The sequence below is a fragment of the Mesorhizobium sp. WSM3862 genome, from assembly GCF_002294985.1.
Lineage (GTDB): Bacteria > Pseudomonadota > Alphaproteobacteria > Rhizobiales > Rhizobiaceae > Mesorhizobium.
Genome location: NZ_NSGE01000003.1, coordinates 748716 through 774466 on the forward strand (window position 1 = coordinate 748716; position 25751 = coordinate 774466).

22 protein-coding genes are annotated in these 25751 nt (G+C 64.5%); 7 read left to right on the top strand and 15 right to left on the bottom strand.

All coding sequences use genetic code 11. The features are described 5' to 3' along the window. Positions 1-3: 3 nt before the first annotated feature. On the bottom strand, positions 4-462 hold the full coding sequence (locus tag CK224_RS11930; RefSeq protein WP_066989431.1) for a PaaI family thioesterase: 459 nt from the start codon (positions 460-462) through the stop codon (positions 4-6). A gap of 93 nt (positions 463-555) precedes the next feature. After that, complete coding sequence (locus CK224_RS11935; protein WP_095781889.1) at positions 556-1845, bottom strand: RsmB/NOP family class I SAM-dependent RNA methyltransferase; 1290 nt, start codon at positions 1843-1845, stop codon at positions 556-558. A 333-nt stretch (positions 1846-2178) separates the two neighbouring features. Here CK224_RS11935 and CK224_RS11940 point away from each other — a divergent pair, with 333 nt between their 5' ends. Continuing rightward, positions 2179-2856 carry an MIP family channel protein gene (locus CK224_RS11940; protein WP_095781890.1) on the top strand — a complete coding sequence of 226 codons (678 nt, stop codon included), beginning with the start codon at positions 2179-2181 and terminating at the stop codon, positions 2854-2856. A gap of 169 nt (positions 2857-3025) precedes the next feature. Here the strand turns inward: CK224_RS11940 and katG are convergent, their stop codons facing one another. Next, positions 3026-5239 (bottom strand): catalase/peroxidase HPI, encoded by a 2214-nt coding sequence (katG, locus tag CK224_RS11945; RefSeq protein WP_095781891.1) that lies wholly within the window; start codon positions 5237-5239, stop codon positions 3026-3028. A gap of 151 nt (positions 5240-5390) precedes the next feature. Here katG and CK224_RS11950 point away from each other — a divergent pair, with 151 nt between their 5' ends. Continuing rightward, the gene (locus tag CK224_RS11950) at positions 5391-6299 is read left to right on the top strand and encodes a hydrogen peroxide-inducible genes activator (protein ID WP_095781892.1); all 909 of its coding nucleotides are present in this window, start codon (positions 5391-5393) and stop codon (positions 6297-6299) included. Positions 6300-6451: 152 nt separating this feature from the next. On the opposite strand, the gene CK224_RS11955 is transcribed toward CK224_RS11950, so the two are convergent. The 6 genes from CK224_RS11955 to hisS form a co-directional block, all read right to left on the bottom strand. Continuing rightward, on the bottom strand, positions 6452-7555 hold the full coding sequence (locus CK224_RS11955; protein WP_095781893.1) for a calcium:proton antiporter: 1104 nt from the start codon (positions 7553-7555) through the stop codon (positions 6452-6454). Between the two features lie 296 nt (positions 7556-7851). Continuing rightward, complete coding sequence (locus CK224_RS11960) at positions 7852-8466, bottom strand: poly-gamma-glutamate hydrolase family protein (RefSeq protein ID WP_095781894.1); 615 nt, start codon at positions 8464-8466, stop codon at positions 7852-7854. An 81-nt stretch (positions 8467-8547) separates the two neighbouring features. After that, the gene (locus CK224_RS11965; protein WP_095781895.1) at positions 8548-10314 is read right to left on the bottom strand and encodes an AMP-binding protein; all 1767 of its coding nucleotides are present in this window, start codon (positions 10312-10314) and stop codon (positions 8548-8550) included. A 70-nt stretch (positions 10315-10384) separates the two neighbouring features. Then, positions 10385-11083, bottom strand: coding sequence for an ATP phosphoribosyltransferase (gene hisG / locus CK224_RS11970; RefSeq protein WP_095781896.1), 699 nt, complete (start codon positions 11081-11083; stop codon positions 10385-10387). Continuing rightward, positions 11080-12201 carry an ATP phosphoribosyltransferase regulatory subunit gene (locus tag CK224_RS11975; protein ID WP_095781897.1) on the bottom strand — a complete coding sequence of 374 codons (1122 nt, stop codon included), beginning with the start codon at positions 12199-12201 and terminating at the stop codon, positions 11080-11082. The genes hisG and CK224_RS11975 overlap by 4 nt, the downstream gene beginning before the upstream one ends. Positions 12202-12375: 174 nt before the next feature. Next, on the bottom strand, positions 12376-13878 hold the full coding sequence (hisS, locus tag CK224_RS11980; protein WP_095781898.1) for a histidine--tRNA ligase: 1503 nt from the start codon (positions 13876-13878) through the stop codon (positions 12376-12378). Positions 13879-14107: 229 nt separating this feature from the next. Between hisS and CK224_RS11985 the strand changes: the two genes are divergently transcribed. Then, complete coding sequence (locus CK224_RS11985; protein ID WP_066989234.1) at positions 14108-14344, top strand: hypothetical protein; 237 nt, start codon at positions 14108-14110, stop codon at positions 14342-14344. Positions 14345-14469: 125 nt separating this feature from the next. Here CK224_RS11985 and CK224_RS11990 read toward each other — a convergent pair whose 3' ends face one another. Then, positions 14470-15108 (bottom strand): DNA-3-methyladenine glycosylase I, encoded by a 639-nt coding sequence (locus CK224_RS11990; RefSeq protein ID WP_095781899.1) that lies wholly within the window; start codon positions 15106-15108, stop codon positions 14470-14472. A gap of 215 nt (positions 15109-15323) precedes the next feature. Between CK224_RS11990 and CK224_RS11995 the strand changes: the two genes are divergently transcribed. Further along, on the top strand, positions 15324-16064 hold the full coding sequence (locus tag CK224_RS11995) for a L,D-transpeptidase (RefSeq protein ID WP_095781900.1): 741 nt from the start codon (positions 15324-15326) through the stop codon (positions 16062-16064). A gap of 359 nt (positions 16065-16423) precedes the next feature. Next, positions 16424-17344 carry a bifunctional 5,10-methylenetetrahydrofolate dehydrogenase/5,10-methenyltetrahydrofolate cyclohydrolase gene (locus CK224_RS12000; protein WP_095781901.1) on the top strand — a complete coding sequence of 307 codons (921 nt, stop codon included), beginning with the start codon at positions 16424-16426 and terminating at the stop codon, positions 17342-17344. Here CK224_RS12000 and glcF read toward each other — a convergent pair whose 3' ends face one another. The 5 genes from glcF to CK224_RS12025 form a co-directional block, all read right to left on the bottom strand. Further along, entirely contained in the window at positions 17345-18670 is a 1326-nt protein-coding gene (gene glcF, locus CK224_RS12005; protein WP_095781902.1) for a glycolate oxidase subunit GlcF, read from the bottom strand. A 69-nt stretch (positions 18671-18739) separates the two neighbouring features. Next, positions 18740-19129 carry a DUF4870 domain-containing protein gene (locus tag CK224_RS12010; RefSeq protein WP_067327357.1) on the bottom strand — a complete coding sequence of 130 codons (390 nt, stop codon included), beginning with the start codon at positions 19127-19129 and terminating at the stop codon, positions 18740-18742. Beyond that, positions 19126-20382, bottom strand: a complete 1257-nt coding sequence (gene glcE, locus CK224_RS12015) for a glycolate oxidase subunit GlcE (RefSeq protein WP_095781903.1) — start codon at positions 20380-20382, stop codon at positions 19126-19128. Before glcE ends, CK224_RS12010 begins: the two co-directional genes overlap by 4 nt. Positions 20383-20446: 64 nt before the next feature. Continuing rightward, entirely contained in the window at positions 20447-21943 is a 1497-nt protein-coding gene (locus tag CK224_RS12020; RefSeq protein ID WP_095781904.1) for an FAD-linked oxidase C-terminal domain-containing protein, read from the bottom strand. A 286-nt stretch (positions 21944-22229) separates the two neighbouring features. Continuing rightward, positions 22230-23546, bottom strand: a complete 1317-nt coding sequence (locus CK224_RS12025; RefSeq protein WP_095781905.1) for a DUF3422 family protein — start codon at positions 23544-23546, stop codon at positions 22230-22232. Between the two features lie 208 nt (positions 23547-23754). On the opposite strand from CK224_RS12025, the gene CK224_RS12030 reads away from it, so the two are divergent. Further along, positions 23755-24558 carry an FCD domain-containing protein gene (locus CK224_RS12030; protein ID WP_067327345.1) on the top strand — a complete coding sequence of 268 codons (804 nt, stop codon included), beginning with the start codon at positions 23755-23757 and terminating at the stop codon, positions 24556-24558. 23 nt (positions 24559-24581) lie between these two features. Further along, a complete protein-coding gene (locus tag CK224_RS12035; RefSeq protein WP_095781906.1) occupies positions 24582-25718 on the top strand; it encodes an alpha-hydroxy acid oxidase in 1137 nt (378 codons plus the stop codon). Positions 25719-25751: the final 33 nt, after the last annotated feature.

The following is a 25751-nucleotide window of genomic DNA, read 5'->3' on the forward strand; positions in this document are numbered from 1 at the left end:
GGATCACCCCTCGATGCCGTCGCGGCCGACCACCGTCATCATTGTGCCGGTCATGGTGGCGATCAGCTTGGCCTCGCCATCGGCGGCGAAAGCATAGGCCTGGCCGTCGGCAACAATGATGGTGCGGCCCGGCTTGGTCACCGAGCCGCGGAACAGGAAGCGCTCGCCCTTCCCCGGTGCGAGCAGGTTGACCTTGAATTCGATGGTCAGCACGCTGGAATTCTGCGGCATCAACGAGAAGGCGGCATAGCCGCAGGCCGAGTCCAGCGCGGTCGAGATGACGCCGGCATGCAGGAAGCCATGCTGCTGGGTGAGCGAAGGGGCGTAGGGCATCTCGATCTCGATGATGCCGGGCGTGACCAGCGTCAGCTCCGCGCCGATGGTGGCCATGGCCTTCTGGCGGGCAAAGGAAGTCCTGACGCGATCCTCATAGTCGGGAGCGGGTACGATCTTGGCTGCCATGGCCTTCGCCTCATTTTTGCTGGCGAAGCTTATTGCAGAGGCAGGCAGGACAGGCAATCGCTTATGTTGCAGCGCAGCAAATGCCGGCTGCCCTCATGCGGCCCTGCGCAGGGCGTGGAAATAGAACCCGTCAGTGCCACTGAGCGCCGGCGACAGCGAGATGCCACCGGCTTCGCCAATACGCGCAGCGCCCTCGTGGCCGGGGAAACGGCCGTCCCAGAGTTGGCGGTGGTCGACCGGCGCAAAGTCGCCGTGGCGCTCGCGGAAGGCGGCGACCTGCTCGCCGTTTTCGGCATCGAACACCGAGCAAGTGATATAGACCAGCAGCCCGCCGGGCTTCACGAAAGCCTGCGCCATGTCGAGGATCGCCTGCTGCTCACCTTTGCGGGCATCGAGCTGTCTGTCCGTCAGCCGCCACTTGGCGTCCGGGCGCCGCCGCCAGGTGCCGCTGCCGGTGCAGGGCGCATCGATCAGCACGAGGTCCATATGACCGGTGAGCGGCGCGAGTTCCGCGGGCTTGCTGACGACCTGGATGTTGCGGCTGTGCGCGCGGCGGATGCGCTCGAAGATCGGCGCCAGCCGCACCTTTTCCGCATCATGGGCGAAGACCTGGCCGCGATTGTCCATCTCTGCCGAAAGCGCCAGGGTCTTGCCCCCGGCGCCCGCGCAATAGTCGAGCACCTGCATGCCTGGCTCGGCGCCGGCGAGCGCTGCCGCAAGCTGCGAGCCCTCGTCCTGCACCTCGAACCAGCCTTTCTGGAAGGCGGGCTCGGCCTGGACGTTCGGATGCCTGCCGTCGCCATTGATCGGCGGGATGCGAATGCCGTGCGGCGCGATTGCCGCAGGTGCTGCACCGGTGCCCTGAAGTTCCATCAGCACCTTACCACGGTCTGCCTGCAGCGCATTGACCCTGAGGTCCAGCGGCGGGCGCATCGCGAGAGCCGCGCCCTCTTCGACCCAGGCATCGCCAAAGGCGTGTTGGAGGAGCGGCGCGCACCAGTCCGGAACATCGGCCCGCACGGCATCCGGCGCATCGGCGAGCCTGCCGGAGGCTGCCGCTTTCAGTTCGGCGGCGCTGAGCAGCGGCGGCGCGAATTTGTCGCCGTCGAGAGCGTCATTCAGTGACCGCGCCGTCTGGCCCCATTCCAGAAGCAACGCGCCGAAGCCGATGGCGCGCGGCGTCTCCTGGCCGAAGAGCCAGCCGGCCGAGCGCTTGCGGCGTAGCGCGTCGTAGACGATGTTGCCGATCGCCGCGCGGTCGCCGCCACCGGCAAAGCGGTGCGACAAGCCCCAGTCGCGCAAGGCGTCGGCCACCGGCCGATGCCTCCGGCCGATGTCTTCAAGCACTTCGATGGCCGCCGCCAGCCTTCCGCCCAGTCTCATTCCTGCTTCCGTCTATCGTTGCTTTCCGCCCTGCTCTTAGAGCCTTTCCGGCTCCGATTGAAACACTTCTCTTGCGGTGAAGCCAAAACGACCTGTCCCATACCATCGCGTCCATGCAACAGGCGGAAGGTTCTCTCGCGGCAGTCGGCGGTCAGCGGATAACAAGAAAAACGCCTCGCACATGAAACTTCTCTAATGTCTTGACTGGCGGATGCAAAGCAATACCGCTGGCTTAACACTCAGCTTTCCAAGTTTTGCCGGCAGGAATACTCTTTCGTCTGTGATTCGCGACGCGGAAAACGCGGTCTGGCGGATCCCTATGAGGAGAGGGCAATGAAGACTTATCTGGCAGAAGTTCTAGGCACGTTTCTGTTGGTGTTCATCGGCACGGCCTCCGTGGTCACGGGCGGCTTCGGCGGCGCGCTGCCGCTCGGACAGGAAGGGATCGGCCTGGCGTTCGGCATCGGCCTGATCGCCGCGGCCTATGCGATCGGCCCGATCTCGGGCGCGCATCTCAATCCGGCGGTGACGCTCGGCGTGTTCCTTGCGGGGCGGATGCCGGCGAGGGAAGTCGTGCCTTACTGGATCGCGCAGATCATCGGCGCCATCATCGCTTCGCTGGCGCTGTGGATCATCGTCACCGGTCAGGCCGGCGGCCACACCGGGGGCTTCGGCGCCAATGGCTGGGACGAGGCGAAATGGGGCATCAGCTCGGCCTTCCTGTGGGAGCTGATCGGCACCTTCACCTTCGTCACCGTCATTCTCGGCGTCACCAACGCCAAGCACATGACGGCCTTTGCCGGCCTGGTGATAGGCCTAACGCTGGCAGGGCTCCACTTTGCCATGATCCCGGTGACGGGCACTTCGGTCAATCCGGCGCGCTCGATCGGCCCGGCGCTGTTTTCGGGCGGCGCGGCGCTCGGCCAGCTCTGGCTGTTCATCGTCGCGCCACTGATCGGCGGGGCGATCGCCGGCATCGTTGCCAAGACTGGCATCTTCGAAAAAGACTGATACCTACTTTACCCAATGCAAAAGGCGCGGGCATGAACCCGCGCCTTTTTTTGGGGGCATGAGATCTAAAGCGTATCGCGATCTTTCAGTTTCGCTCAGTGCGCTTTAGTTTTTTTAATTTGCGCATGTCTTTGTCCCGAAACCGGTTCCCACTCTCGGGAGACCTGCTTTACTTCGCGACCAGTTCGAACCGGTCGAGATTCATCACCTTCGTCCACGCCTTCACGAAGTCTTTGACGAACTTCTGCTTGGCATCCGCCGAGCCGTAGACCTCGGCCAGCGCACGCAATTGCGAGTGCGAGCCGAAGATCAGGTCGGCGCGGGTGCCGGTCCACTTGACTTGCTTGGTCTTGCGGTCGCGCGCCTCATAGACCTCATCCGAGTCTGGCTCGGAGCCGGCCGCCGGATCCCAGATGGTCGCCATGCTGAGCAGGTTGATGAAGAAGTCGTTGGTCAGCGTGCCCGGCCTGTCGGTAAACGCGCCGTGCTTCGAGCCGCCCTGATTGGCACCGAGCACGCGCAGGCCGCCGACCAGCACCGTCATTTCCGGCGCCGTCAGCGTGAGGAGCTGCGCACGGTCGACCAGCATCGCTTCGACCGACATGGGCAGCCTGCCGCGGACGTAGTTGCGGAAGCCGTCGGCCCTCGGCTCGAGTGCCGCGAAGGATTCGACATCGGTCTGCTCCTGCGAAGCGTCCATGCGGCCTGGCGTGAAGGGCACGTTCACCTCATTGCCGCCGTCCTTCGCGGCCTTCTCGATCGCGGCGGCGCCGCCGAGCACGATCAGGTCGGCGAGCGAGATCTTCTTCTCGCCCGCCTGCGCCGCGTTGAACTCCTGCTGGATGGTTTCGAGCTTCGCCAGCACCTTCGAAAGCTGGGCCGGCTGGTTGACTTCCCAGTCCTTCTGCGGGCTGAGACGAATGCGGCCGCCATTGGCGCCGCCGCGCTTGTCCGAGCCGCGGAAGGTCGAGGCCGAGGCCCAGGCGGTTGAGACCAGTTCAGGAACCGCAAGGCCGGAGGCCAGGATCTTCGCCTTCAGCGCGGCGATATCCTCTTCGCTGACCAGTTCGTGGTCGATCGCCGGAATCGGATCCTGCCAGATCAGCTCTTCCTTCGGCACGAGCGGGCCGAGATAACGAACCACCGGGCCCATGTCGCGATGGGTGAGCTTGAACCAGGCGCGGGCGAAAGCGTCGGCGAACTGGTCCGGGTACTGCTGGAAGCGACGCGAGATCTTCTCATAGGCCGGATCGAAGCGCAGCGCGAGATCGGTGGTGAGCATGGCCGGAGCATGACGCCTGGAGGGATTGTGCGCGTCCGGAACCGTGCCGGCGCCGGCGCCGCCCTTCGGCGTCCACTGATTGGCACCGGCCGGGCTCTTCGTCAGCTCCCATTCGAAGTTGAACAGGTTGTCGAAGAAATTGTTGCTCCATCTGGTCGGCGTCGTGGTCCAGGTGACTTCCAGGCCCGAGGTGATGGCGTCGCCGGCAATGCCGGTGGCATGTTTGCTCGACCAGCCGAGGCCCTGCGCTTCGATGCCGGCACCTTCCGGCTCCACGCCCACCAGCGAGGCATCGCCGGCGCCATGGGTCTTGCCGAAGGTGTGGCCGCCGGCGATCAGCGCCACGGTCTCTTCGTCGTTCATGGCCATACGGCGGAAGGTCTCGCGGATGTCGCGGGCCGCGGCGACCGGATCCGGCTTGCCGTTCGGGCCTTCCGGGTTGACGTAGATCAGGCCCATCTGAACGGCGCCGAGATGGCCCTGCAGTTCACGGTCGCCGGAATAGCGCTGGTCGTCCAGCCACTTCGTTTCGGAGCCCCAATCCACGTCCTGCTCCGGCTCCCACACGTCGGCACGGCCGCCGGCGAAGCCGAAGGTCTTGAAACCCATCGATTCCAGCGCGACGTTGCCGGCCAGGATCATCAGGTCAGCCCAGGAGATCTTGCGGCCGTATTTCTGTTTGACCGGCCACAGCAGCCGGCGTGCCTTGTCGAGATTGGCATTGTCCGGCCAGCTGTTCAGCGGCGCGAACCGCTGCTGGCCGGCACCGGCGCCGCCACGCCCGTCGCCGATGCGATAGGTGCCGGCACTGTGCCAGGCCATGCGGATGAAGAGCGGTCCGTAATGGCCGAAATCGGCCGGCCACCAGTCCTGCGAGTCGGTCATCACATGGTGCAGGTCCTTGATCACGGCATCGAGATCAAGGCTCCGGAATTCCGTGGCATAGTCGAAATCCTCGCCCATCGGGTCCGAAAGGCTCGACTGCTGATGAAGAACGCCGAGGTCGAGCAGATTCGGCCACCAATCCCGATTGGTCCTGCCGGCGGATCCATGCGCCACGGGGCATTTGCCAGCGCTGTTGTCGTCGGTTTTCGCGTCCATCTTACTCTCCAGGGTTTTGATTTTCCGAGATTGATTCTGCGCAGATTTCGGGGCCGACCAGCGGCCGCGCCAATCTGGAATGATTCCAGCCTAGGCCGGCTTGGCGATAAAGACAAATTGCCTTTCCCGTTCGTTTTGATAAGCTTTCCTTATGATCGGCCTCACCGTGCGACAGATGCTTTATTTCGACGCGCTGGCGCAGACGCTGCATTTCGGCCGCGCCGCGAAGCTTGCCGGCGTCAGCCAGCCGGCGCTCTCCGGCCAGATCGCCGAAATGGAAGAGCGGCTGAACTGTCTTCTGTTCGAGCGCGGCGGCAAGACGGTGCGGATGACGGACGAAGCGCTTGTGCTGCAGCCGCGCATCGAGCGCATTCTTGCCGATATACGTGACGTCGAGACGACCGCCCGGCGCGGCCGCCCCGCGATGGAAGGCCGCTTCCGGCTGGGCATCATCCCGACCGTAGCGCCCTATCTCCTGCCGAGGGTCCTGCCGGAATTGAAGAAGCATTTCCCGGGCCTGCAGCTCGAACTGCGCGAGGCGGTGACGGCATCGTTGGTCGAGGACAATGTCTCGGGCAAGCTCGACGCTTTCATCGCCGCGCTGCCGCTCGACCATCCGGGGCTCGTCACGGAAGAGCTCTTCCCGGACCGCTTCTTCCTTGCGGTGCCCGCCGGCGATCCGGCTTTCGCCTCGCCGCCCGTGCCGCCGGAAAGCCCGGCGCTGGAACGGCTGATGCTGCTCGAGGAAGGCCATTGCCTGCGCGAACAGGCTCTGGCCGTCTGTGGCAATGTTCGACCGGTGGCGATGGCAAGCTATGGCGCCACCAGTCTCACCACCCTCTTGCAGATGGTGGCGCATGGGCTGGGCGTGACGCTGGTTCCGGAAATGGCGGCAAACGCCGCGGGCGTCATGCCGGACCTGAAGATCGTGCCGTTCCAGGAGCCGATGCCGCAGCGCATGATCTGCCTCGCATGGCGGCGCAACAAAGCGCGCCAGGACGAATGCGTGGAACTGGCAAAGATCATACGGGGATTGGATCAGGCGGTGCTGGCGAGCTGACCCTGGATTCTGAACTTTCCCAATCTCAGTTCTCAGCCAACGCCTGGTATCGGAAGCTTCTGCTGCTTACCCGAGCTAACGCTGCCCGCTTCTGAAATGCGATAGTGCGGTTCCAACCTCGTGTTCTCTATCCTGCGTTCGATTACCAGCCTTTACGGCACAAATATGAGAAATACGTAGGTAAAGAACACCACAATATGAACCATTCCGGTCAGGAATGTCGTTCTTTCGGTGCTAAAGCTTACGCTGCAAATGAAAAGCGCCAGCGCCAAAAGTACCGCATCAGCCGCCGGAAGCCCGAGCGTCAACCCTCGGCCTGTCAGCAGGCTGGCGGCCGCGACCGCCGGTATCGTCAGACCGATGGTGGCGCAGGCCGAACCCATCGCAACGTTGAGGCCGCGCTGCAGCTCATTGTTGAGCGAGGCGCGAACCGCCGAAATGGCCTCCGGCATCAAAACCAGCCCGGCGATCATCGCTCCCACGATGCTGTCGGCCTGCGTCACCTGGTAGGCAACGAGCGTATCCTCGACACCGGCGGCGACCTGCTCGGCCAGCATGACGATGCCGATCAGCCCGCTCACCAGCAGCAGAACGCCGACAGAAAGGCTTTCGTGAAGGGCAGTTCGCATCGAAACCTCGTGCGCCTGTTCCTGGACGAAGTCGTCCCGGTGCCGAACGGTCTGGGCGAACACGAAGCTTGCATAGAGCAGCACTGAAAGGACGCTCACAAAACCAAGCTGGCCTGCCGAAAACGTGCCAGGATCCGTCGTCTGGGTGTAGGTCGGCAGGACAAGCGTCATGACAGTCAGCGCGATCAGAACCGCGAGATACGCGCTGGTCCCTTGCCGAACGATTGCCTGCTTGCGATGTCGCCAGCCGCCAAGCGTGAGACACGTACCGACGACGCCGGTGGAGATAATCATCACCGTCGAGAAAACGGACTCGCGCGCCAATGTCGGGTTGTTCTCTCCATGCAGCATCATGGAAACGATGATCGACACTTCGATTGCCGTCACGGCAAAGGTCAGCACCAACGTCCCGTACGGCTCCCCCACGCGCCGGGCCACGGCCTCGGCGTGGTCGAGCACCACGAAAATGGTGATGAACATGATCGCACTCGAAAGCGCTCCAACGACAATCCTGATGCTCAGCGAACCTTCGTCCACCGAAAGGCCGCTGGCTCTGACCGCGACAGCCATCACCAGGGCGGCCAATGGCATTGTGTAGGAAGTCACCGACCGCGCGAAAACAGTCATTGAAGCCCCTGCGTTTCCGCGAATTTAGCGGAAAAGCCTGTGGGAAGCACCCCAGCCGACATCATTGCGAAGCGGACGGACCGATCACCCGGCGTTCGACTTCTTCCGGGAAGCCGATCCGCTGCTGCCGAGGATGCTCGAGGAGTTGCGGCGCCGGCTGTTCCAGCGCACCGAAACCTCGAGATGCCGTGGTCTACGCCGTTTCCCGCCCCGGCAATGACCGACCTCAAAGCATCCGCGCCAGGAATTCACGCGTGCGTGACGTGCTCCCCTTGCCGGTCTAGGGTGAGGCGGCTTTAGGACACGATCGAACGGCTTCTGGCATCGACGGTGTCAATCGCCTTGCGAACCGCCGTGCAGAATTTTCGCAAAAGTTCCGGCTCGTTCCCCAGCCGCTGGCGCAGGGAGAAGGGTATCTCCAGCTGCGCTCCTTTGCCGGTCAATCCACGATTGACGATGTTCAAATCGCCGATGCCTGGAAAAATATGGTTGTCCCTTTTGGTGTTGAAGCAGGCTTCCTGGAGGCGCCGAACTATCTCTGTAATCAGCGCGGCGTCCTTGCCGCCCATATAGATTGTCGAGGGATCGTCCCGATCCTGGCGACCATGGATAGCAACGACAATCGACTTCGCCCGCACCAAGTCGAGCGCGGATACCTCGTCAAAGTTATTTGACGTTATGTGCAACTCGCGATTGTTTTGCGGCATCAGTCCTTCAAAGCAATACAGATCCAGATCGCTCCCTGCTATCGTCTCGGCAATCAGGGAAGTGCGGGGCTCGATTTTCCCACCGTGCGGGGCGAGGACGATCGCATTGCCGGTTCGAGCGCCACGCCGCACGACGATGCGATAGTCCACGTTTTCGATTTTGGCGGCCTTCAGCGCCGCGAAATTTGGGAACTCGTTGTCCATAATCCCATCCAAACGCGTGGTCGGCAGTTCGTGCTTCGAGCGCGTTTTGCGAGGGCTGAATATCTCCGGATCAATCCTGCCTCACGCCGTCTTCTGCGCCACCAGCCCCAGTTCCTCGACCATCGCCTCGCGCATCAGGAATTTCTGCGGCTTGCCGGTCACCGTCATCGGCAGTTCGGTGCGGAAACGGATGTAGCGCGGCACCTTGTAATGCGCGATCTGGCCGTCGCAGAAGGCCTTGATCTCCTCAGCGGTGGCGATCTGGCCGGGCTTCAGCACGATCCAGGCGCAGATCTCCTCGCCATATTTGTCATCGGGAATGCCGAAGACCTGCACTTCCTTGATCTTGGGGTGGCGGTAGAGGAATTCCTCGACCTCGCGCGGATAGACGTTCTCGCCGCCGCGGATGACCATGTCCTTCACCCGGCCGACAATGTTGCAATAGCCCTCGGCGTCGATCGTCGCGAGGTCGCCGGTGTGCATCCAGCCGTCCGCGTCGATCGCCTCGCGGGTCTTTTCCGCGTCGTCCCAATAGCCCTTCATCACCGAATAGCCGCGTGTGCAGAGCTCGCCCGGCTCGCCGACCGGGACGGTGGCGCCATCGGCGCCGATCGCCTTGACCTCGACATGCGGATGGATGCGGCCGACCGTGGAGACGCGTTTTTCCAGCGGGTCGTCGACGCTGCTCTGGAAAGAAACCGGACTGGTCTCGGTCATGCCATAGGCAATGGTCACTTGCGCCAAATGCATCAGCGACACCACCTTCTTCATCACCTCTATCGGGCATGGCGAGCCGGCCATGATGCCGGTGCGCAGGCTGGAGAGGTCGAAGCTAGAGAAATCGGCATGATCGAGCATGGCGACGAACATGGTCGGCACGCCATAAAGGCCGGTGCAACGTTCCTGCGCGACGGCTCTGAGCGTCGCGCCCGCGTCAAAACCTTCGCCCGGGAAGACCATCGTGGCGCCCTTGGTGACGCAGCCCATCGTGCCCATCGACATGCCGAAACAATGATAGAGCGGCACAGGGATGCAGAGCCGGTCGTCGACGGTGAGCTTGATCGCCGAGGTGACGAAGCTGCCGTTGTTGACGATGTTCGAATGGGTGAGTGTCGCGCCCTTCGGCGCGCCCGTCGTTCCGCTGGTGAACTGAATGTTGATGGCGTCGCCGGGCTTCAGGCTTTCGGAGATGCGATCGAGGCTGTCATGCTCGTCGCGTCCGGCCATTGCCAGCACATCTCCGAAATTGAACATGCCGGGCGAGTTGTCCTCGCCCATGCGGATGACGATCTTCAGCGATGGCAGCTTCTTTGCCTCGAGCTTGCCGGGCTCGGCCTTGGCGATCTCCGGCGCCAGCGTCTCGATCATGCCGAGATAGTCGGAGGTCTTGAAGCTGGCCGCCGTGACCAGCGCCTTGCAGCCGACCTTGTTGAGCGCATATTCCAGCTCGCTCAGCCGGTAGGCGGGGTTGATGTTGACCAGGATCAGGCCGATGCGCGCGGTGGCGAATTGCGTCACCAGCCATTCCCAGCGGTTGGGCGACCAGATGCCGACGCGATCGCCCTTCTCCAGGCCGAGCGCCAGGAAGCCGGCGGCCAGCGCGTCGACCGCATCCGACAGCTCGCTCCAGGTGAAGCGCTTGTCTTGGCAGACGAAGACCGCGGCATCGAGCGTGGCGTATCTGCTCACCGTATCGGAGAAGAGTTCCGGAATGGTTTTGTCGAGCAACGGCGCCGAACGGTCGCCCGAGACATGCGCCCTGCCGTCCATCGGAGCAATGAAGGTGCCATGCGTTCCGCGCCCGCGCAGATTGGTGGCGTTCATGAGCTCGTCGAGTTTGATCGCCATCGCCGTCTCCTCCCGGGATGAGCCAGCCTATCAGCCTGCCGGGACGGTGGAAACCCGCCGAAGGTACCGGTTAAGCGACCAGCGCAGCCATCTTCGCTGCGATGCCACGCAACTGTGCCTCATCGGCCGCGTCGCGCACCTTCCTGGAAGCAACGAGACAGGCCTGCGACTTCAGGATTATCCCATCGCCCAGCACCTTGAGATGGTTGGCGCGCAGCGTCGAGCCGGTGGTGGTGATGTCGACGATGACGTCGGCAAGGCCGGCCGCCGGTGCGCCTTCGGTGGCGCCGAGGCTTTCGACGATGCGGTAGACCTGGATGCCGTGCTTCAGCGAAAAGAACTGCTGGGTCAGCCGCCAGTACTTGGTGGCGATCCTGAGCCGCCGGCCATGACGCTGGCGGAAATCGGCGGCGACATCATCGAGATCGGCCATGGTATCGACGTCGAGCCAGATATCCGGCACCGCCACGACGACATCGGCATGACCGAAGCCGAGACGGGCAACGATCTCGGCGCGTGCTTCCCAGGCGGCGAGGTTCTCGCGCAGCAGATCCTCGCCGGTGATGCCGAGATCGACCGCGCCCTGGCCGATCTCGCCAGCGATCTCGGACGCGGAGAGGAAGGCCACCTCGACATTGTCGAGGCCCTCGATCCGGGCGCGGTATTTGCGGTCGTCCTCGGGCAGAGTGACCGCCAGTTCGGCCTTGGCCAGGACTTCAAGCGACTGCTCCTTGAGACGGCCCTTGGATGGGATCGCCAGCGTGATCATCGCGTGGGCTCCCGTAATGCTTCGATGCGGTCGAGCCAGACCGAGAAGCCGACGCCGGGGATGGGCTTCTGCGCGCCGAGCAGCGTCAGCAGCCGATCGTAACGACCGCCGCCCACCAGCGGACGGTCGCCACCTTGGGCAGCAATCTCGAAGACGAGACCGGTATAGTAATCGAGCGGACGGCCGAAGGCGGCGTCATAGCGGATCTTTTCGACCGGCAGGCCATGCGCCGCGATCGCCTCGGCGCGGGCGGCGAAATTTTCGAGCGCCGCGCCAAGGGACAGGCCGGCAGCGGCGGCGAATTTTTCCAGCGCCTCAGTTGCTCCGCCCAGCGCGAGGTCGATCTCGAGAAATCCTTTCAACGCCGAGAACGCCTCGTCGGACAGCCGCACGCTGCGCAGTTGCGCCTTCTCGATCAGCCGCCGCGCGATGTCGGCCGGGGCGCGGCCCGAGGAGGCCGACAGCCCGGCCTCTTCCATGCCGGCGGCGATATAAGCGGCGAGGCCGTCGGTATCGCTGTCGAGCACCAGCAAGGCCACCGGACCCGACAGCTGGCTGTTGCGCGGCGGATTGGCGAGATCGGCAAGGGCCGCCTCCAGCATCGACGCCGAGCCGAAGGCGCGGGCGAGGCGCATGCGCCAGCCACGCGGCAGGCCGAGCGCGGCCAGCACCGCCTCGAACAAGGTCTGGTCGCCGAGCGTGATGGCGAGCGGCACGCTGGGCAGCACCAGCGAAAGCAGCGCGTGCGCGTCGGCCAGCGAGCGCGCATCGGCGGCGGCGGTATCGCGATCGCCGAGATCCTCGATACCGGCCTGGAAGAACTCGTTGCCGCCCTCGCGGCGCTGTCGGAACACTTCGCCGAGATAGGAATAGCGCCGCGGCGTGCCCGCCTGGCTGGCGATGTGGTCGAGGCAGACCGGGATGGTGAATTCGGGCCTGAGGCACAGCGTCTTGCCGGTCTCGCTCTCGGTCAGAAAGATGCGGCGGCGCAGATCCTCGCCCGCCATATCGAGGAACGGATCGGCCGGCTGCAGCACGGCCACTTCCACGGCGTGGGTGTCGCGTTCGGCAAACAGCTTTGCGATGTCGGCGGCGATGGCGGGATAGCGGGAAGTCATAAAGCGCCACCTTCCCTTCTCCCGTTGTGGGAGAAGGTGGATTGGCGCGCAGCGCCGAGACGGATGAGGGGTGCTGGGCGGAATGAGACGCTGGCGCTCCCTGGAACACCCCTCATCCGACCGAGCTTCGCTCGGCCACTTTCTCCCATAAGGGGAGAAGGAGAGGTTGGCGCCCTACTTGCCACGTGCCCGCTCCTCGGCCTGCGCTGCCAGGATCTTCTTCACCTCGGCGACCAGCTCGCTCTCCGCCACCGTCACCTGCGCCGGGCGCGCGGCGCGCCATTCGGCGTTGTCGGTGATCTCGGCCGACAGGCGCGCGCCTTCTATGAGGTCCTTGATCTGCACCTCTCCCTTGACGCGCTCGTCGCCGCCCTGGATGACGGCGATCGGGCTGCCGCGGCGGTCGGCATATTTCAGCTGCGCCTTCATGCCGGCGCCGCCGAGATACATCTCCGAGCGAATGCCGGCGGCGCGCAGATCGGCGACCATCTTCTGGTAGCGGCCGAGGCTTTCCGTATCCTTGTCCATGACCAGAACCACGACCGGCGCAACGACGTCGGAAGTGTCGAGCTTGCCGAGGTTCTTCAGCGCCGTCATCAGCCGCGAGACGCCGATGGAGAAGCCGGTCGCCGGTACCGGCTCGCCGCGGAAACGCGAGACCAGCCCGTCATAGCGGCCGCCGCCGCCGACCGAGCCGAAGCGCACGATCTGACCTTCGTCGTTGGGGATCTCGGCCAGCAGCTCGGCCTCGAAGACCGGGCCGGTGTAATATTCGAGGCCGCGCACGACGGAGCGGTCCATCGCAACGCGGTCCTCCCCATATCCTGCAGCCCTGACCAGAGCTTCAATCGTTGCAAGTTCGCCGACGCCTTCCTGATACACGGCGTTGGCACCGACGGTGGAATCCTGGCCGGCCTGTCCGTTCCTTGCCGTTGCGAGAAGAACCGCTTCGGCCTGCGCGTCACTCAGCCCCGCGCCCTTTGCGAAATCGCCTTCGCCTTCCTTGCCGCCATCCCATCGTCCCGGGCCAAGCAGCAGCCTCACGCCTTCCGGCCCGAGCTTGTCCAGCTTGTCGATGGCGCGCAGCACCGTCAGCCTGCGCCCGGCATTCTCCTCACCGCCAAGCCCAATCGCCTCCAGCACCCCGTCCAGCACCTTGCGGTTGTTGACGCGGATGACGTAGTCGCCGCGCTTGATGCCAAGCGCCTCCATCACGTCGGCCATCATCATCGCCATCTCGGCGTCGGCGGCGACGCCCGGCGTGCCGATCGTATCGGCGTCGAACTGCATGAACTGGCGGAAGCGGCCAGGGCCCGGCTTCTCGTTGCGGAACACCCAGCCGGACCGGTAGCTGCGATAGGGTTTCGGCAGGCGGTCGTAATTCTCGGCGACGAAGCGCGCCGTCGGCGCCGTCAGGTCGTAGCGCAGCGACAGCCACTGGTCGTCATCGTCTTGGAACGAGAAGACGCCTTCGTTCGGCCGGTCCTGGTCGGGCAGGAATTTGCCCAGCGCGTCGGTGTATTCGATCATCGGCTGGTCGACCGGCTCGAAACCGTAAAGCTCATAGACCGAGCGTATAGTCGCCATCATCTTCTCGACGGCGCGAATGTCTTCTGCGCTGCGGTCGGCAAAACCGCGCGGCAGGCGCGCTTTCGTCTTTTCCGATTTGTCGGCCATGGATGGGTCTTTTCGCTATGTGAACGCTGACTTATTTCGAGCGGGCGTGTCCTAGACGATACCGCCTTGGGCGGCAAGGGTTGGCGCCTTCCCTTCTCCTTGTGCGAGAAGGAAAGGCCGCGCCTTCGAAACAAAACGGCGCCAAGAACGAAACAATCGCGTCACCGGCGCGGCATGCTGCCGACACAATCGAGGACCATATAAGCGCGCCGAAATAAGGGTTCGGGCCATGACGACCACGGAAGACATCATCGAGAGCAAGCCGGTTGCCAAGCTCCGGCCGGCCGGCAGCGCCACCCCCAAGCCGGCGCAGCAGCCTGCAGGGCCGTTCGAGGTCGTGGCGGAAGCCCACAAGCCGACGGTGCGCGACGCGCTGGTGACCGGACTGCTGGTGATCTACCCGGCCTTTGCGGCCGTGGCGGCCATCATCGCCGGGCTGTTTCTGACAAGCGCCGGCAGCCTCTGATCTTCCCCCACCTCACAATGTGCGGACGCGTAGCGTCGGAGGCGATGAGCTCGGTTTTGCGACCCGACCCGCGCCTTCGGCGCGACCTGCCCACAAGGGGCCATAAGGGGCGGGTAGAGGTGACGCTATTTCGGTCTCCTGAACCTCTGCCGCTCGGCCTCCACCTCTGCCCGGCAGACACAGCCTTCGAGATGGTCGTTGACCAAGCCCATCGCTTGCATAAAGGCGTAGACGGTCGTCGGGCCGACGAAGCTCCAGCCGCGCTTCTTCAGTTCCTTCGAGATCCGGACCGAGACCGCCGTCGTCGGATTGGCGCGCAGATGCGCAAGGTCGACAACCGTCGGCCGCTCGTCAGGCCCCGGCTCGAACTTCCAGAACCAGGCGGCCAGCGAGCCGAATTCATCTGCCATTTCACGGGCGCGCCTAGCGTTGTTGATGGTCGAGACGATCTTGCCGCGATGGCGGATGATGCCGACATTGCCGAGCAGACGCTCGACATCCTTGTCGATGAACGCCGCCACCCTGTCGAAGTCGAAATTGGCGAAAGCCTCGCGGAAATTCTCGCGCTTGCGCAGGATGGTCAGCCAGGAGAGACCGGACTGGAAGCCTTCGAGGCAGATCTTTTCGAAGAGCCGGCGATCGTCCGCCACGGGCCGGCCCCATTCATGGTCGTGATAGTGCAGATAGTCCGGCAGATTGCCGTGCCAGAAGCAGCGCGTGATACCGTCGGGGCCGTCGAGCAGGCCGGCATGTTCTTGTTCCATTGTCGGAAATCCGTCCGTTAATGCGCCAAAGCGTCGGTTTTACGGTGGCTTTACCAGATTCCTGAACCGGCCGGTAACCACACCACAAAGTTTACTGACAAGTCGGCATTTTACGCATTCCGATTCATGTTTTGCTTGCCGCTCAGCGCCAAGGATCGCCACGCCGAGAGCTCTTCCCTGCCCTCGGACGAGTTCGACGATCAAGGTGCGTTCCGATGAAGACAGCGTTCACTTTCGTGCTCGGCGCAGCCGCGGTGCTTGCCGCCGGCGCGACGACCTCTTTCGCCAATGACCGTTATGCCGACAGGCCGCCCGTGATGGTGAGCCCCGACCTTTCAGCGCCTTGGGTGCTGCAGCTCGGCCATGCGCCAGGGATCGTGCGCCCGAGCCGCCAGGCGACCCAGCAGCCGCTGCGGCGGCTTTTCCAGGCGCAGCCCGACCAGCGGCGCACCGCAGCCGTGCGGCAGCCGGCCAAGCGCATGGTGATGCGGCCACAGATCAACCCGATCTACCTGCCTCAGGAAGTCGCCTATGACGGGCCGCAGAAGCCGGGCACGATCGTCATCGATACCCACCAGAACTTCCTTTATCTGGTCGAGAAGGACGGCAAGGCGCGCCGTTACGGCGTCGGTACCGGCAAGCCCGGTTTCGAATGGTCGGGCACGCACAAGATCACCGACAAAAAAGTGTGGCCGGACTGGCGCCCGCCGGCGGCAATGATCGCCCGCGAGGCGGCCAAGGGCCGCTACCTGCCGACCTATCTGGCCGGCGGCATCGAGAACCCGCTCGGCGCGCGCGCACTCTATCTCGGCACCACGGAATACCGTATCCACGGCACCAACCAGCCCTGGACGATCGGGGGCGCGGTGTCCTCCGGCTGCATCCGCATGCGCAACGAGGATGTGGTCGACCTTTACGAGCGCGTCAATGTCGGAACAACCGTCGAGGTGATATAGTAACTGCGAATCAGCCGGTTAGGCGGCGCTGAGCAGTTTTGGCGCTTGCTGTTGCCCTCAAGCCATAGCGCGCCTTTGATAGACATGCTTAGACTGGCATCGAGTTAATAGACTGGCATCGAGTTAACGGGGGACGGGCCGTGTGGGGATACGGTCAGTCACGAAAGGGCAGCACGGGAGACCGCGCTGCCCTTTTCGTTTCAAGCCCGTCAACGGGTCGCCCCGGAAGCAGCATGTTTCGCATTCGGGGCTGATTTCCCGGCGCACCTCTGCTATTGCAGCGCACAATCTTGGTTTTACGCAATTCCGGACGGAAAACCGCCCTTCTGGAGTTGCTCCAGAAGGCAGAGGTTCCACCTATGACCCGGTCCGACGACAGCCGCTATCTCAGGGGCGGTCCGGTCGCCCAGCGCATCATCGCTTCGGTACGCGAGGAAGCGGCCATCGCCACAGCGGAAGGCTTCCCGCCGAAGCTGGTCTCGATCACCGTCGGCGACACCGACGCGGTCGACGTTTATGTGCGCAACCAGCGCGCCAAGGCCGGGCTTGCCGGCATCGGCTTCGAGGAACGGCGCTTTGCCGCCGACATCACCGCGGGCGAGCTGGAAGCCGCCATTCACGGCCTCAACGCCGATCCGCGCGTCACCGGTATCATCATCCAGCGGCCGGTGCCGGCGCATATCCCGATCAAGACGCTGCAGGCGGCGGTGCACCCGCTGAAGGACGTCGAGGGTATGCATCCGGCCTCGATCGGCAACATCGTCTACAACCAGCTCGATCTCGCGCCCTGCACGGCGGCCGCATCGGTCGAGCTTCTCAAGGAGACCGGCCTGGACCTCAAGGGGCTCGAGGTGGTGGTGGTCGGCCATTCCGAGATCGTCGGCAAGCCGATCGCCTTTCTGCTGATGAGCGAGGGGGCGACGGTGACGGTGTGCCATCACATGACGCGCTCGGTGGCGGCGCATGCGCGGCGCGCGGATGCGCTGTTCGTCGCCGTCGGCAGGCCGCGGCTGATCAAGGCCGAGATGGTGAAGCCCGGCGCCTGCGTCATCGACATCGGCATCAATTCGGAAATCGGCCCGGACGGCGAGAGCCGCATCGTCGGCGATGTCGACACCGAGAGCGTCAAGGAAGTCGCCTCCTGGATCACGCCGGTGCCGGGCGGCGTCGGCCCGCTGACGGTGGCGATCCTGCTGCGCAACACCATGGTGGCGCTCAGCCGTCAGCGCGCGCTCTACCGCGCGACCTACGGTGTGGCGGACCAGCTGGCGGCTGAGTAGCTATTCCGCGCCACCCAGGCTGCTCTCGGAAACGCCATCGGGCTTCGGGCCCCCATAGGCCCAGTCGAGCAATTTTATCGTGTGCACCACCGGCAGCTTGGCCGCGGACGCGATCTGTGTGATGCAGCCTATATTGCCGGTGGCAACGATTTCGGCGCCGGTCGCCTCGATATTTTTCACCTTGCGGTTGCGCAGCTTGGCCGAAATGTCGGGCTGCAGGATGTTGTAGGTGCCGGCCGAGCCGCAGCAGAGATGCCCCTCGCGCGGCTCGCGCACCATGAAGCCCGCCTTGGCCAAAAGCTCCTTCGGCTGACGGGTGATCTTCTGGCCGTGCTGCATCGAGCAGGCGGAATGATAGGCGACGATCGTGCCCGGCTTGCGCACCGGCTCGGGCAGGTCGAGGGCAGCGAGATATTCGGTGATGTCCTTAGCCAGCGCCGAGACACGAGCCGCCTTTTCCGCATAGGCCGGATCGACACGCAGCATGAAGCCGTAATCCTTGATCGTGGTGCCGCAACCGGACGCGGTGATGATGATGGCGTCGAGCCCGCCCTGGTCGACTGCGCGCATCCAGGCGTCGACATTTTGCCTGGCCGAAGCCAATGCCTGATCCTCACGGCCCATGTGATGCACAAGCGCGCCGCAGCAGCCCTCGCCTTCCGGCACCACGACCTCAACGCCGAGCCGCGTCAGCAAAGAGACGGTCGCCTCGTTGATGGCGGGATCGAGCACCGACTGGGCGCAACCGGTGAGGATGGCGACGCGGCCACGTTTCGTGCCCTGCCCGGCATGCACGGCGGGCGAGGCGATCGGCGATGCCGGCGGGATCGACGACGGCGCAAGCTTCAGCATGGCGGCGACCGGCTTCAGGGTCGGCAGCTTTTCCAACAGGCCGATCAATGGCCGGCCGAGTCCGGCGAGCTTCAGCGCGGCGCGGAAGCGGCCCGGATAGGGCAGCACGAAAGCCAGCATGGCGCGGGTCAGCCGGTCGAGCAGCGGCCGTCTGTAGGTCTGCTCGATGTGGGCGCGGGCATGATCGACCAGATGCATGTAATTCACGCCTGACGGGCATGTCGTCATGCAGGCAAGGCAGGAGAGGCAGCGGTCGATATGGGTGACGATCTCCTTGTCCGCCGGCCGGCCGTTCTCCAGCATATCCTTGATGAGATAGATGCGGCCGCGCGGCGAATCCAGCTCGTTGCCGAGCGTTACATAGGTCGGGCAGGTAGCGGTGCAGAAGCCGCAATGCACGCATTTGCGCAAGATCTTCTCCGATTCCGCGACATGCGGGTCAGCGAGCTGCGCGGCTGAAAAATTGGTCTGCACGAAAAATGTCCTTATCGTCTAAGCATGATCTTTTCCGCAAACCGGTTTCCACTTTGCTGGATCATGCTCTCATTGACCGAGAAGCCAGCTTTGCGGGTCCCTGATCGGCTCGCCACGCTGCAGCGCCTGCAGGCCGAGAATGCAGCGGACGATGAACCAGACGGCAACCGCAAACATCAGCAGGAAGCCGATCGCGAGCATCATCAGGACCACCGAGATCAGCGCGTAGAGAAGGCCGATCCAGAACGTCCTGATCAGGAATGTGTAGTGGCTTTCGACATAGCCGCCCGCCTTGCCGCGATTGATGTAGGCGAGGACGATTCCGATAATGCCGGTGACGCCAACGACAAGGCTGGCGAGATAGAGAATGTAGATGACCAGCGCGTTGGTCTGGCCCGGCTCAAGCCAGCGATCGGTCTGGCGCGAGCCGCTGCCCGGGCCTGGATTGGCATTGCTCATGGTGCTGCTCCCTCCGTTGACTGAGGAAGAGTAGCAGAGCTGGAAGTAGGCGCCATGCGGCCGGGGTTGAGAATGTGCTTCGGGTCAAACTCGGCCTTGACCCGCGCGGAAAGCGCCGCCAGATGCGGCGGTTGCGGTTCAAAAACGGGGAGCGCCGCGCGATGCGAGGCAGACGCGCGCGCCAGCGTCGCGTGGCCGCCGCCATATTTGCGAATAAGACCGCGCAGCAGTTCCGCCTCCGGGTCGTCCTCGCGCATCGAAAGCCACACCAGCCCGCCCTGCCAATCATAGAAGGCATCGACCGCCGCCTGCATGCGCAGCGCCATCACCATGTGATGGGCCTCAGACGGCGGCATCGAGACGCGCCAGACCGGCCCTGCGGCACCATCGGCGAAGGGCGCGCAGTCGCGGATGTCGCGCCAGATCGCCTTCGACGCTTCGCCGGCAATTTCCTGCAGCGGGCCGGCCTTGCTGAGCAGGTTTCGCAATGCCTCGGCACGGTAGACGACCGAGGGGCCAAAGCCTTCGACGCGCAGCAGCGTCGCGGCATCGCTGCCGAGATGGCCGGCGGCGACGCGCGCGGCGATCCGCTCGGGCAGGTGCGCGGCGCTCGAGACCTCGGCGCTGGAGCCCAGCGCCAGCGCCATGGCCGCAACGGCAGCATCGTCGAGCAGGCCTCGAATGGCCAAAGTCACCTCGGTTTCCGCCGCCGGCAGCACCTTGAAGGTGACGTCGGTCAGCACGGCAAGCGTGCCCCAGCTCCCCGCCATCAGCTTGGAAAGGTCGTAGCCGGTGACGTTCTTGACGACGCGGCCACCCGACTTGAAGGCTTCGCCGCGGCCGGAAACCGCCGATATGCCGAGAATGTGGTCGCGTGCCGCACCCGCCTTGAGCCGGCGCGGACCGGATAGGTTCGAAGCCAGCACGCCGCCCAGCGTTCCCTTACCCGGCTCGCCGCCGAGCAGCGGCCCGTAATCCATCGGCTCGAAGGCGAATTGCTGGCCGTTCTCGGCAAGCAGTTTTTCGACTTCGGTGAGTGGCGTGCCGGCGCGTGCCGAAAGCACCAGCTCGGCCGGCTCGTAGAGCGTGACCCCGGTGAGCGTCGACAGGTCGAGCGTATGCTCGGTCTGCAGCGGCCGGCCAATGCCGCGCTTGGAGCCATGGCCGAGGATTTCGAGCGGGCTTTCCTCCGCGGCGGCCCATTGGATGGTGGAGAGGACTTCGGCGGGGGTGCATGGGGTGAAGGTGGTCATTGTAATCTCCGGTTCCTCGCCCCCGCGAAGCGGGGAGAGAAACCCAAGTTCTGGGACGTTCCCATCAAAACCTCGGAATGTCCGGAAACGCCACCTGGCCCCGATGCACGTGCATGCGTCCGAGCTCGGCGCAGCGGCGGAGCTGCGGGAAGACCTTGCCGGGGTTGAGCAGATGGCTGGGGTCGAAGGCGCATTTGACGCGCATTTGCTGGTCGAGATCGACCTGGTTGAACATTTCGGGCATCAGGTCGCGCTTCTCGACGCCGACGCCATGCTCGCCCGTGAGCACGCCGCCGACCTCGACACACAGCCGCAAAATGTCGGCGCCGAAACGCTCGGCCTTGTCGAGCTCTCCCGGCACGTTCGCATCGTAGAGGATCAGCGGGTGCAAATTGCCGTCGCCGGCATGGAAGACGTTGGCGACGCCCAGCCCGTATTTTTCGGAGAGATCGCGCATGCCGGCGAGCACCCTTGGCAACTCCTTGCGCGGGATGGTGCCGTCCATGCAGTAATAGTCGGGCGAGATGCGGCCGACGGCCGGGAAGGCCGCCTTGCGTCCGGCCCAGAAGCTCAGCCGCTCCTGCTCCGACTGCGAGATGCGGCAGGTGGTCGAGCCGTTGCGGTAGGCGATCGCCTCGACAAGACCGATCAGATGATCGACCTCGACGCTCGGCCCGTCGAGCTCGACGATCAGCAGCGCCTCGACATCGAGCGGATAGCCGGCATGGACGAAATCCTCGGCCGCGTGGATCGCCGGGCGATCCATCATCTCCATGCCGCCCGGGATGATGCCGGCGCCGATGATGTCGGCGACGCATTGGCCGCCCTGCTCGCTGGTCGGAAAGCCGATCAACAGCGCGCGTGCCGTCTCCGGCTTCTTCAGGATGCGCACCGTCACCTCGGTGACGACGCCGAGCAGGCCTTCCGAACCGGTCATGACGCCGAGCAGGTCATAGCCTTCCTGATCGAGATGGCTGCCGCCGAGCCGCACCACCTCGCCATTCATCAGCACCATCTGGATGCCCAGCACATTGTTGGCGGTAAGCCCGTATTTCAGGCAATGCACGCCGCCGGAATTCTCCGCGACATTGCCGCCGATCGAGCAGGCGATCTGGGAGGATGGATCGGGGGCGTAGTAAAAGCCCTCGTGCTCGACGGCGGTGGTGATGCCGAGATTGGTGACGCCCGGCTGGGCGACGACGACACGGTTCGGATAGTCGATCGCGAGGATGCGGTTGAAGCGGCTCATCACCAGAAGCACGGCATCCTCGAGCGGCAGCGCGCCGCCCGACAGCGACGTGCCGGAACCGCGCGGCACGACGCGGATGTTGCGCTCGTTGCAATATTTCAGCACGCGGGAGACCTGCGCCACCGTCTCGGGCAGCACGACGACGAGCGGCAGTTGGCGGTAGGCGGTCAGGCCGTCGCTCTCGAAGGCGCGCATCTCGGTGGCCGTATCGACAACGCCCTCGCCCGGCACGATGATGCGCATGTCGGCGACGATCTCGGCGCGCTTGCGCAGCGTCCCGGCATCTGGCTTGGGCATGGCAAGGCCGGACATCGAAGCCTCCTCCACTCGACTGGTCAAAATCTTTTACCAGCCGGGAGCATTCCTTGCAAACGCTGCTTTGGTCGAAATCGGATGGCGAACGACGGCCGAGCTTTCGCAGCGGCAATCTGCCGCTGGCTTCTGCCCGCTTGAGGGACCCTCGAGGGGAGATGGCCGCGAAGCGGTCAGGGGTTCGCCTCACGTAATCGCCGGCTCGTCTGGCGTCGAGGAAGATCCTGGAGCTTCTCGCGCCGCGGCCCTCTGTTGTCTTCGGGAAATCTCCCGGTCGAGGGGAAGTTTACTCGCCCGGATGCTTGGCCGGCTCGGAGTGCATCTTGCGCACGCGGCGCACGCCCCACCAGACGAGCAGGATGGCGACCGGCACCGAAGCCGCGGTGACGACTTCCGGCGGGAAGGCATGGCCGAAGCTCGACGCGCCTTTGGCGACATAGCCGATGAGGCCGACGACATAATAAGAGACGGCAGCGACGGAGAGGCCTTCGACCGTCTGCTGCAGGCGCAACTGCAGCCTGGCGCGATTGTTCATCGAGGCCAGCAGGTCGCGGTTCTGCTTCTCGACGTCGACATCGACCCAGGTGCGCAGCAACGTGGTGGCGCGGGTGAGTTTTCGCGAGAGGTTCGCCTGGCGCTCCTCCACCGAGCGGCAGGTTCGCATCGCCGGCGCCATGCGCCGTTGCAGGAAGCCTGCCCAGGTGTCGTAGCCCTGTACCGACTCCTCATCCAGCGCCTCCAACCGCTCGCTGACGATGCCGTCATAGGCGCGGCTGGCGCCGAAACGGTAGAGGCTGGATGCCGCATCGGCCTCCAATTCGGCGGCAAGTTCGGTGAGGTCGGCGAGCAAGGTCTGGCTGTCGCGGGTCTCGGCCGCCTTCATTTCAAGCGTCGTCTGCGCCAGCCGGTCCTCGATGCGGCGGGCGCGGCCAGACAGCGTCAGCGCCAGCGGCAGGCCAAGCATGGCAAGCGTCCGGTAGGTCTCGATGTCGATCAGCCGTTGCGACAAGGCGCCGGTGCTCGCCGGCGTCAGGCCGCGGTCGAGCACCAGCATGCGGGTCAGCCCGTCGCCATCCTGGCGAAAGTCCGTGACGATGGCCGCCGCACCGCGCTCGACCAGCGAATAGCAGAGGCTGGTCGGATCGAAGCCGGCGATCAGCTTCTCGCTCGCCTGCGTCCATTTGCGGATTTCGAGCCGGATGCCGGAAATCACCGTTCCCGGCGGCGAGAAGCCGTTGCCGAAGGGCGAATCCTCCTGGCCCCGGCTGCTTTCGGCCAGCGGCCCTTCCCAGAGATAGGTCGAGAACTCCGTATGCCGTTCCCAGCGCAAGGTGCCCTTGCCCCATTTCATGGCATGGTGGCGGGCATGGCGTTCGGGCGCTGCGATGCCCAAGCGCCGCGACAGGTCCGACAGCACGGCAAGGTCGACGGCCGAGCCGCCTTCGGTCATGAAGGAGAGTTGGATGAGCACGCGCGGCTTCTCGACCAGCGGGTGCGGACGAGCATGGACCTCGCCTAGCGCGCCGGGGCGACCCTCATGGGCCGGAAAGCCCATGACGCTGCCCTGGGCGCGCGGCTGGAATTCGAGATTGGCGTCCGACACGGCTGGTCCCCCTGGTTTCGACCCTTCGTGCAATCGCGTTGTCTTGCGGCAATCGGCAGGGGCCGTAAACAGCAAATTTCAGCTGCAGCCGATTCACAGAGCCGCCGGGGAGTCGACCTGATTCGGCGAATTGGATAAATAATTTGACCAGTTGGCGACGGAGGCTTAGATCTGCGCGACATCCATTCCGTTTCCAGGCGCGCTTCCATTGAGCGATATCTTCTCCAGGATCGAGCATTCGCGCACCGCCGACGAGGTGGTGCAGCAGATCGAGAGCCTGATACTCGAGGGCGTGCTGCGCACCGGCGACCGGCTGCCGGGCGAGCGCGAGCTGGCGCGTCAGTTCGACGTGTCGCGGCCGATCCTGCGCGACGCGCTGAAGGCGCTGGAAGGACGCGGGCTGCTGACCACCAGACCGGGCGGCGGCACGCATGTCGCCGACGTCATCGGCCAGCTTTTCACCAAGCCGGTGACCGATCTGATCTCGATGCACCGCAAGGCGGTGACCGACTATCTCGAATACCGGCGCGAGGTCGAGGCAATCGCGGCCGAATACGCGGCGCGGCGAGCGACGCCCGAGGATCTGGCGCTGCTCGACCGCATCATGGCGCGCATGGACGAGGCGCACCGTACCGGCGACTTCGACGACGAGGCGGAAATCGACGTCGAATTCCACCACGCGGTCTGCGAATGCGCTCACAACATCATCCTCCTGCACACGCTGCGCTCCTGCTACCGGCTGCTCTCCGAGGGCGTGTTCCAGAACCGGTTGCTGGTCTTCACCGTGCCCGGCGCGCGCGAGGCGTTGCTTGAGCAGCACCGGGCAATCCACGCCGCGATCAAGGCGGCGGATCCTGCCGCCGCCCGCAAGGCGGCGATGGACCACATTACCTATGTCGAGCGCTCCATGGCTGAGGCCGAGCGCAGCGGCGACTGGCAGCGCGTGTCACGGCTGAGGCTCAGGCAGCGCTCGGAAGCCGGCGACATCGAACCGACACGCAAACGCTCCTAAGCACTGATCACGCGGGGACTACCATGAGCGACATCCTCACCATCGCCGACCTCAAGGACATGGCGCGCCGCAAGGTGCCGAAGATGTTCTTCGACTATGCCGATTCCGGCGCCTGGACGGAGAGCACCTATCGGGCCAACGAAGAGGACTTCGGCAAGATAAAATTCCGCCAGCGCGTGCTGGTCGACATGAGCAACCGCTCGCTGGAATCGACGATGATCGGCGAAAAAGTGGCGATGCCGGTGGCGCTGGCACCGACCGGGCTGACCGGCATGCAGCATGCCGACGGCGAGATGCTCGCGGCGCAGGCGGCTGAAGAATTCGGCGTGCCGTTCACGCTGTCGACCATGAGCATCTGCTCGATCGAGGATGTCGCCTCGGCGACCAAGACGCCGTTCTGGTTCCAGCTCTACGTGCTGCGCGACAAGGATTTCGTGCTCAACCTCATCGACCGCGCGAAGGCGGCGAAGTGCTCGGCGCTGGTGCTGACGCTCGACCTGCAGATCCTCGGCCAGCGCCACAAGGACGTGCGCAACGGGCTGTCGGCGCCGCCCAAGATGACGCTCGCCAACATCATCGATCTGGCCCTCAAGCCGCGATGGTGCCTGGGGATCGCCGGCACGCCGCGCCGCACCTTCCGCAACATCGTCGGCCACGCCAAGGGTGTCGGCGACGTTTCTTCGCTGTCGTCCTGGACGACGGAGCAGTTCGACCCGCAGCTGTCCTGGAAGGATGTCGCCTGGATCAAGGAGCGCTGGGGCGGCAAGCTGATCCTGAAGGGCATCCTCGACAAGGAGGATGCGTTGATGGCGGCCGAGACGGGAGCCGACGCGATCATCGTGTCCAACCATGGCGGGCGGCAGCTCGACGGCGCCGCCTCCTCGATCTCGGTGCTGGAAGAGATCGCCGACGCTGTCGGCGACCGGATCGAGGTGCATATGGATGGCGGCATTCGCTCGGGTCAGGACGTGCTCAAGGCGCTCTGCCTCGGCGCCAGGGGCACCTATATCGGCCGGCCGTTCCTTTACGGACTCGGCGCGATGGGCAAGGCGGGCGTCACCAAGGCGCTGGAGATCATCCGCAAGGAGATGGACATCACGCTGGCGCTGTGCGGTAAGCGTCTGGTAACCGACATGGGCAAGGACCAGCTGCGGCGCTAGGGGCTTATTCACCGATCCGCCCTAGTTTCCCGT

Excerpts from the sequence above, each read along its gene's own strand:
- glcE (WP_095781903.1), bottom strand. The coding sequence starts at position 20,382 with ATGACCACCTTCACCCCATGCACCCCCGCCGAAGTCCTCTCCACCATC.
- CK224_RS11930 (WP_066989431.1), bottom strand. The coding sequence starts at position 462 with ATGGCAGCCAAGATCGTACCCGCTCCCGACTATGAGGATCGCGTCAGG.
- CK224_RS11975 (WP_095781897.1), bottom strand. The coding sequence starts at position 12,201 with ATGACTTCCCGCTATCCCGCCATCGCCGCCGACATCGCAAAGCTGTTT.
- katG (WP_095781891.1), bottom strand. The coding sequence starts at position 5,239 with ATGGACGCGAAAACCGACGACAACAGCGCTGGCAAATGCCCCGTGGCG.
- CK224_RS11985 (WP_066989234.1), top strand. The coding sequence starts at position 14,108 with ATGACGACCACGGAAGACATCATCGAGAGCAAGCCGGTTGCCAAGCTC.
- CK224_RS11955 (WP_095781893.1), bottom strand. The coding sequence starts at position 7,555 with ATGACTGTTTTCGCGCGGTCGGTGACTTCCTACACAATGCCATTGGCC.
- hisS (WP_095781898.1), bottom strand. The coding sequence starts at position 13,878 with ATGGCCGACAAATCGGAAAAGACGAAAGCGCGCCTGCCGCGCGGTTTT.
- CK224_RS11990 (WP_095781899.1), bottom strand. The coding sequence starts at position 15,108 with ATGGAACAAGAACATGCCGGCCTGCTCGACGGCCCCGACGGTATCACG.
- CK224_RS12010 (WP_067327357.1), bottom strand. The coding sequence starts at position 19,129 with ATGAGCAATGCCAATCCAGGCCCGGGCAGCGGCTCGCGCCAGACCGAT.
- CK224_RS11935 (WP_095781889.1), bottom strand. The coding sequence starts at position 1,845 with ATGAGACTGGGCGGAAGGCTGGCGGCGGCCATCGAAGTGCTTGAAGAC.
- CK224_RS11950 (WP_095781892.1), top strand. The coding sequence starts at position 5,391 with ATGATCGGCCTCACCGTGCGACAGATGCTTTATTTCGACGCGCTGGCG.
- CK224_RS12020 (WP_095781904.1), bottom strand. The coding sequence starts at position 21,943 with ATGTCCGGCCTTGCCATGCCCAAGCCAGATGCCGGGACGCTGCGCAAG.
- CK224_RS12000 (WP_095781901.1), top strand. The coding sequence starts at position 16,424 with ATGACCCGGTCCGACGACAGCCGCTATCTCAGGGGCGGTCCGGTCGCC.
- CK224_RS11960 (WP_095781894.1), bottom strand. The coding sequence starts at position 8,466 with ATGGACAACGAGTTCCCAAATTTCGCGGCGCTGAAGGCCGCCAAAATC.
- hisG (WP_095781896.1), bottom strand. The coding sequence starts at position 11,083 with ATGATCACGCTGGCGATCCCATCCAAGGGCCGTCTCAAGGAGCAGTCG.
- CK224_RS11940 (WP_095781890.1), top strand. The coding sequence starts at position 2,179 with ATGAAGACTTATCTGGCAGAAGTTCTAGGCACGTTTCTGTTGGTGTTC.
- CK224_RS11965 (WP_095781895.1), bottom strand. The coding sequence starts at position 10,314 with ATGGCGATCAAACTCGACGAGCTCATGAACGCCACCAATCTGCGCGGG.
- CK224_RS11995 (WP_095781900.1), top strand. The coding sequence starts at position 15,324 with ATGAAGACAGCGTTCACTTTCGTGCTCGGCGCAGCCGCGGTGCTTGCC.
- CK224_RS12035 (WP_095781906.1), top strand. The coding sequence starts at position 24,582 with ATGAGCGACATCCTCACCATCGCCGACCTCAAGGACATGGCGCGCCGC.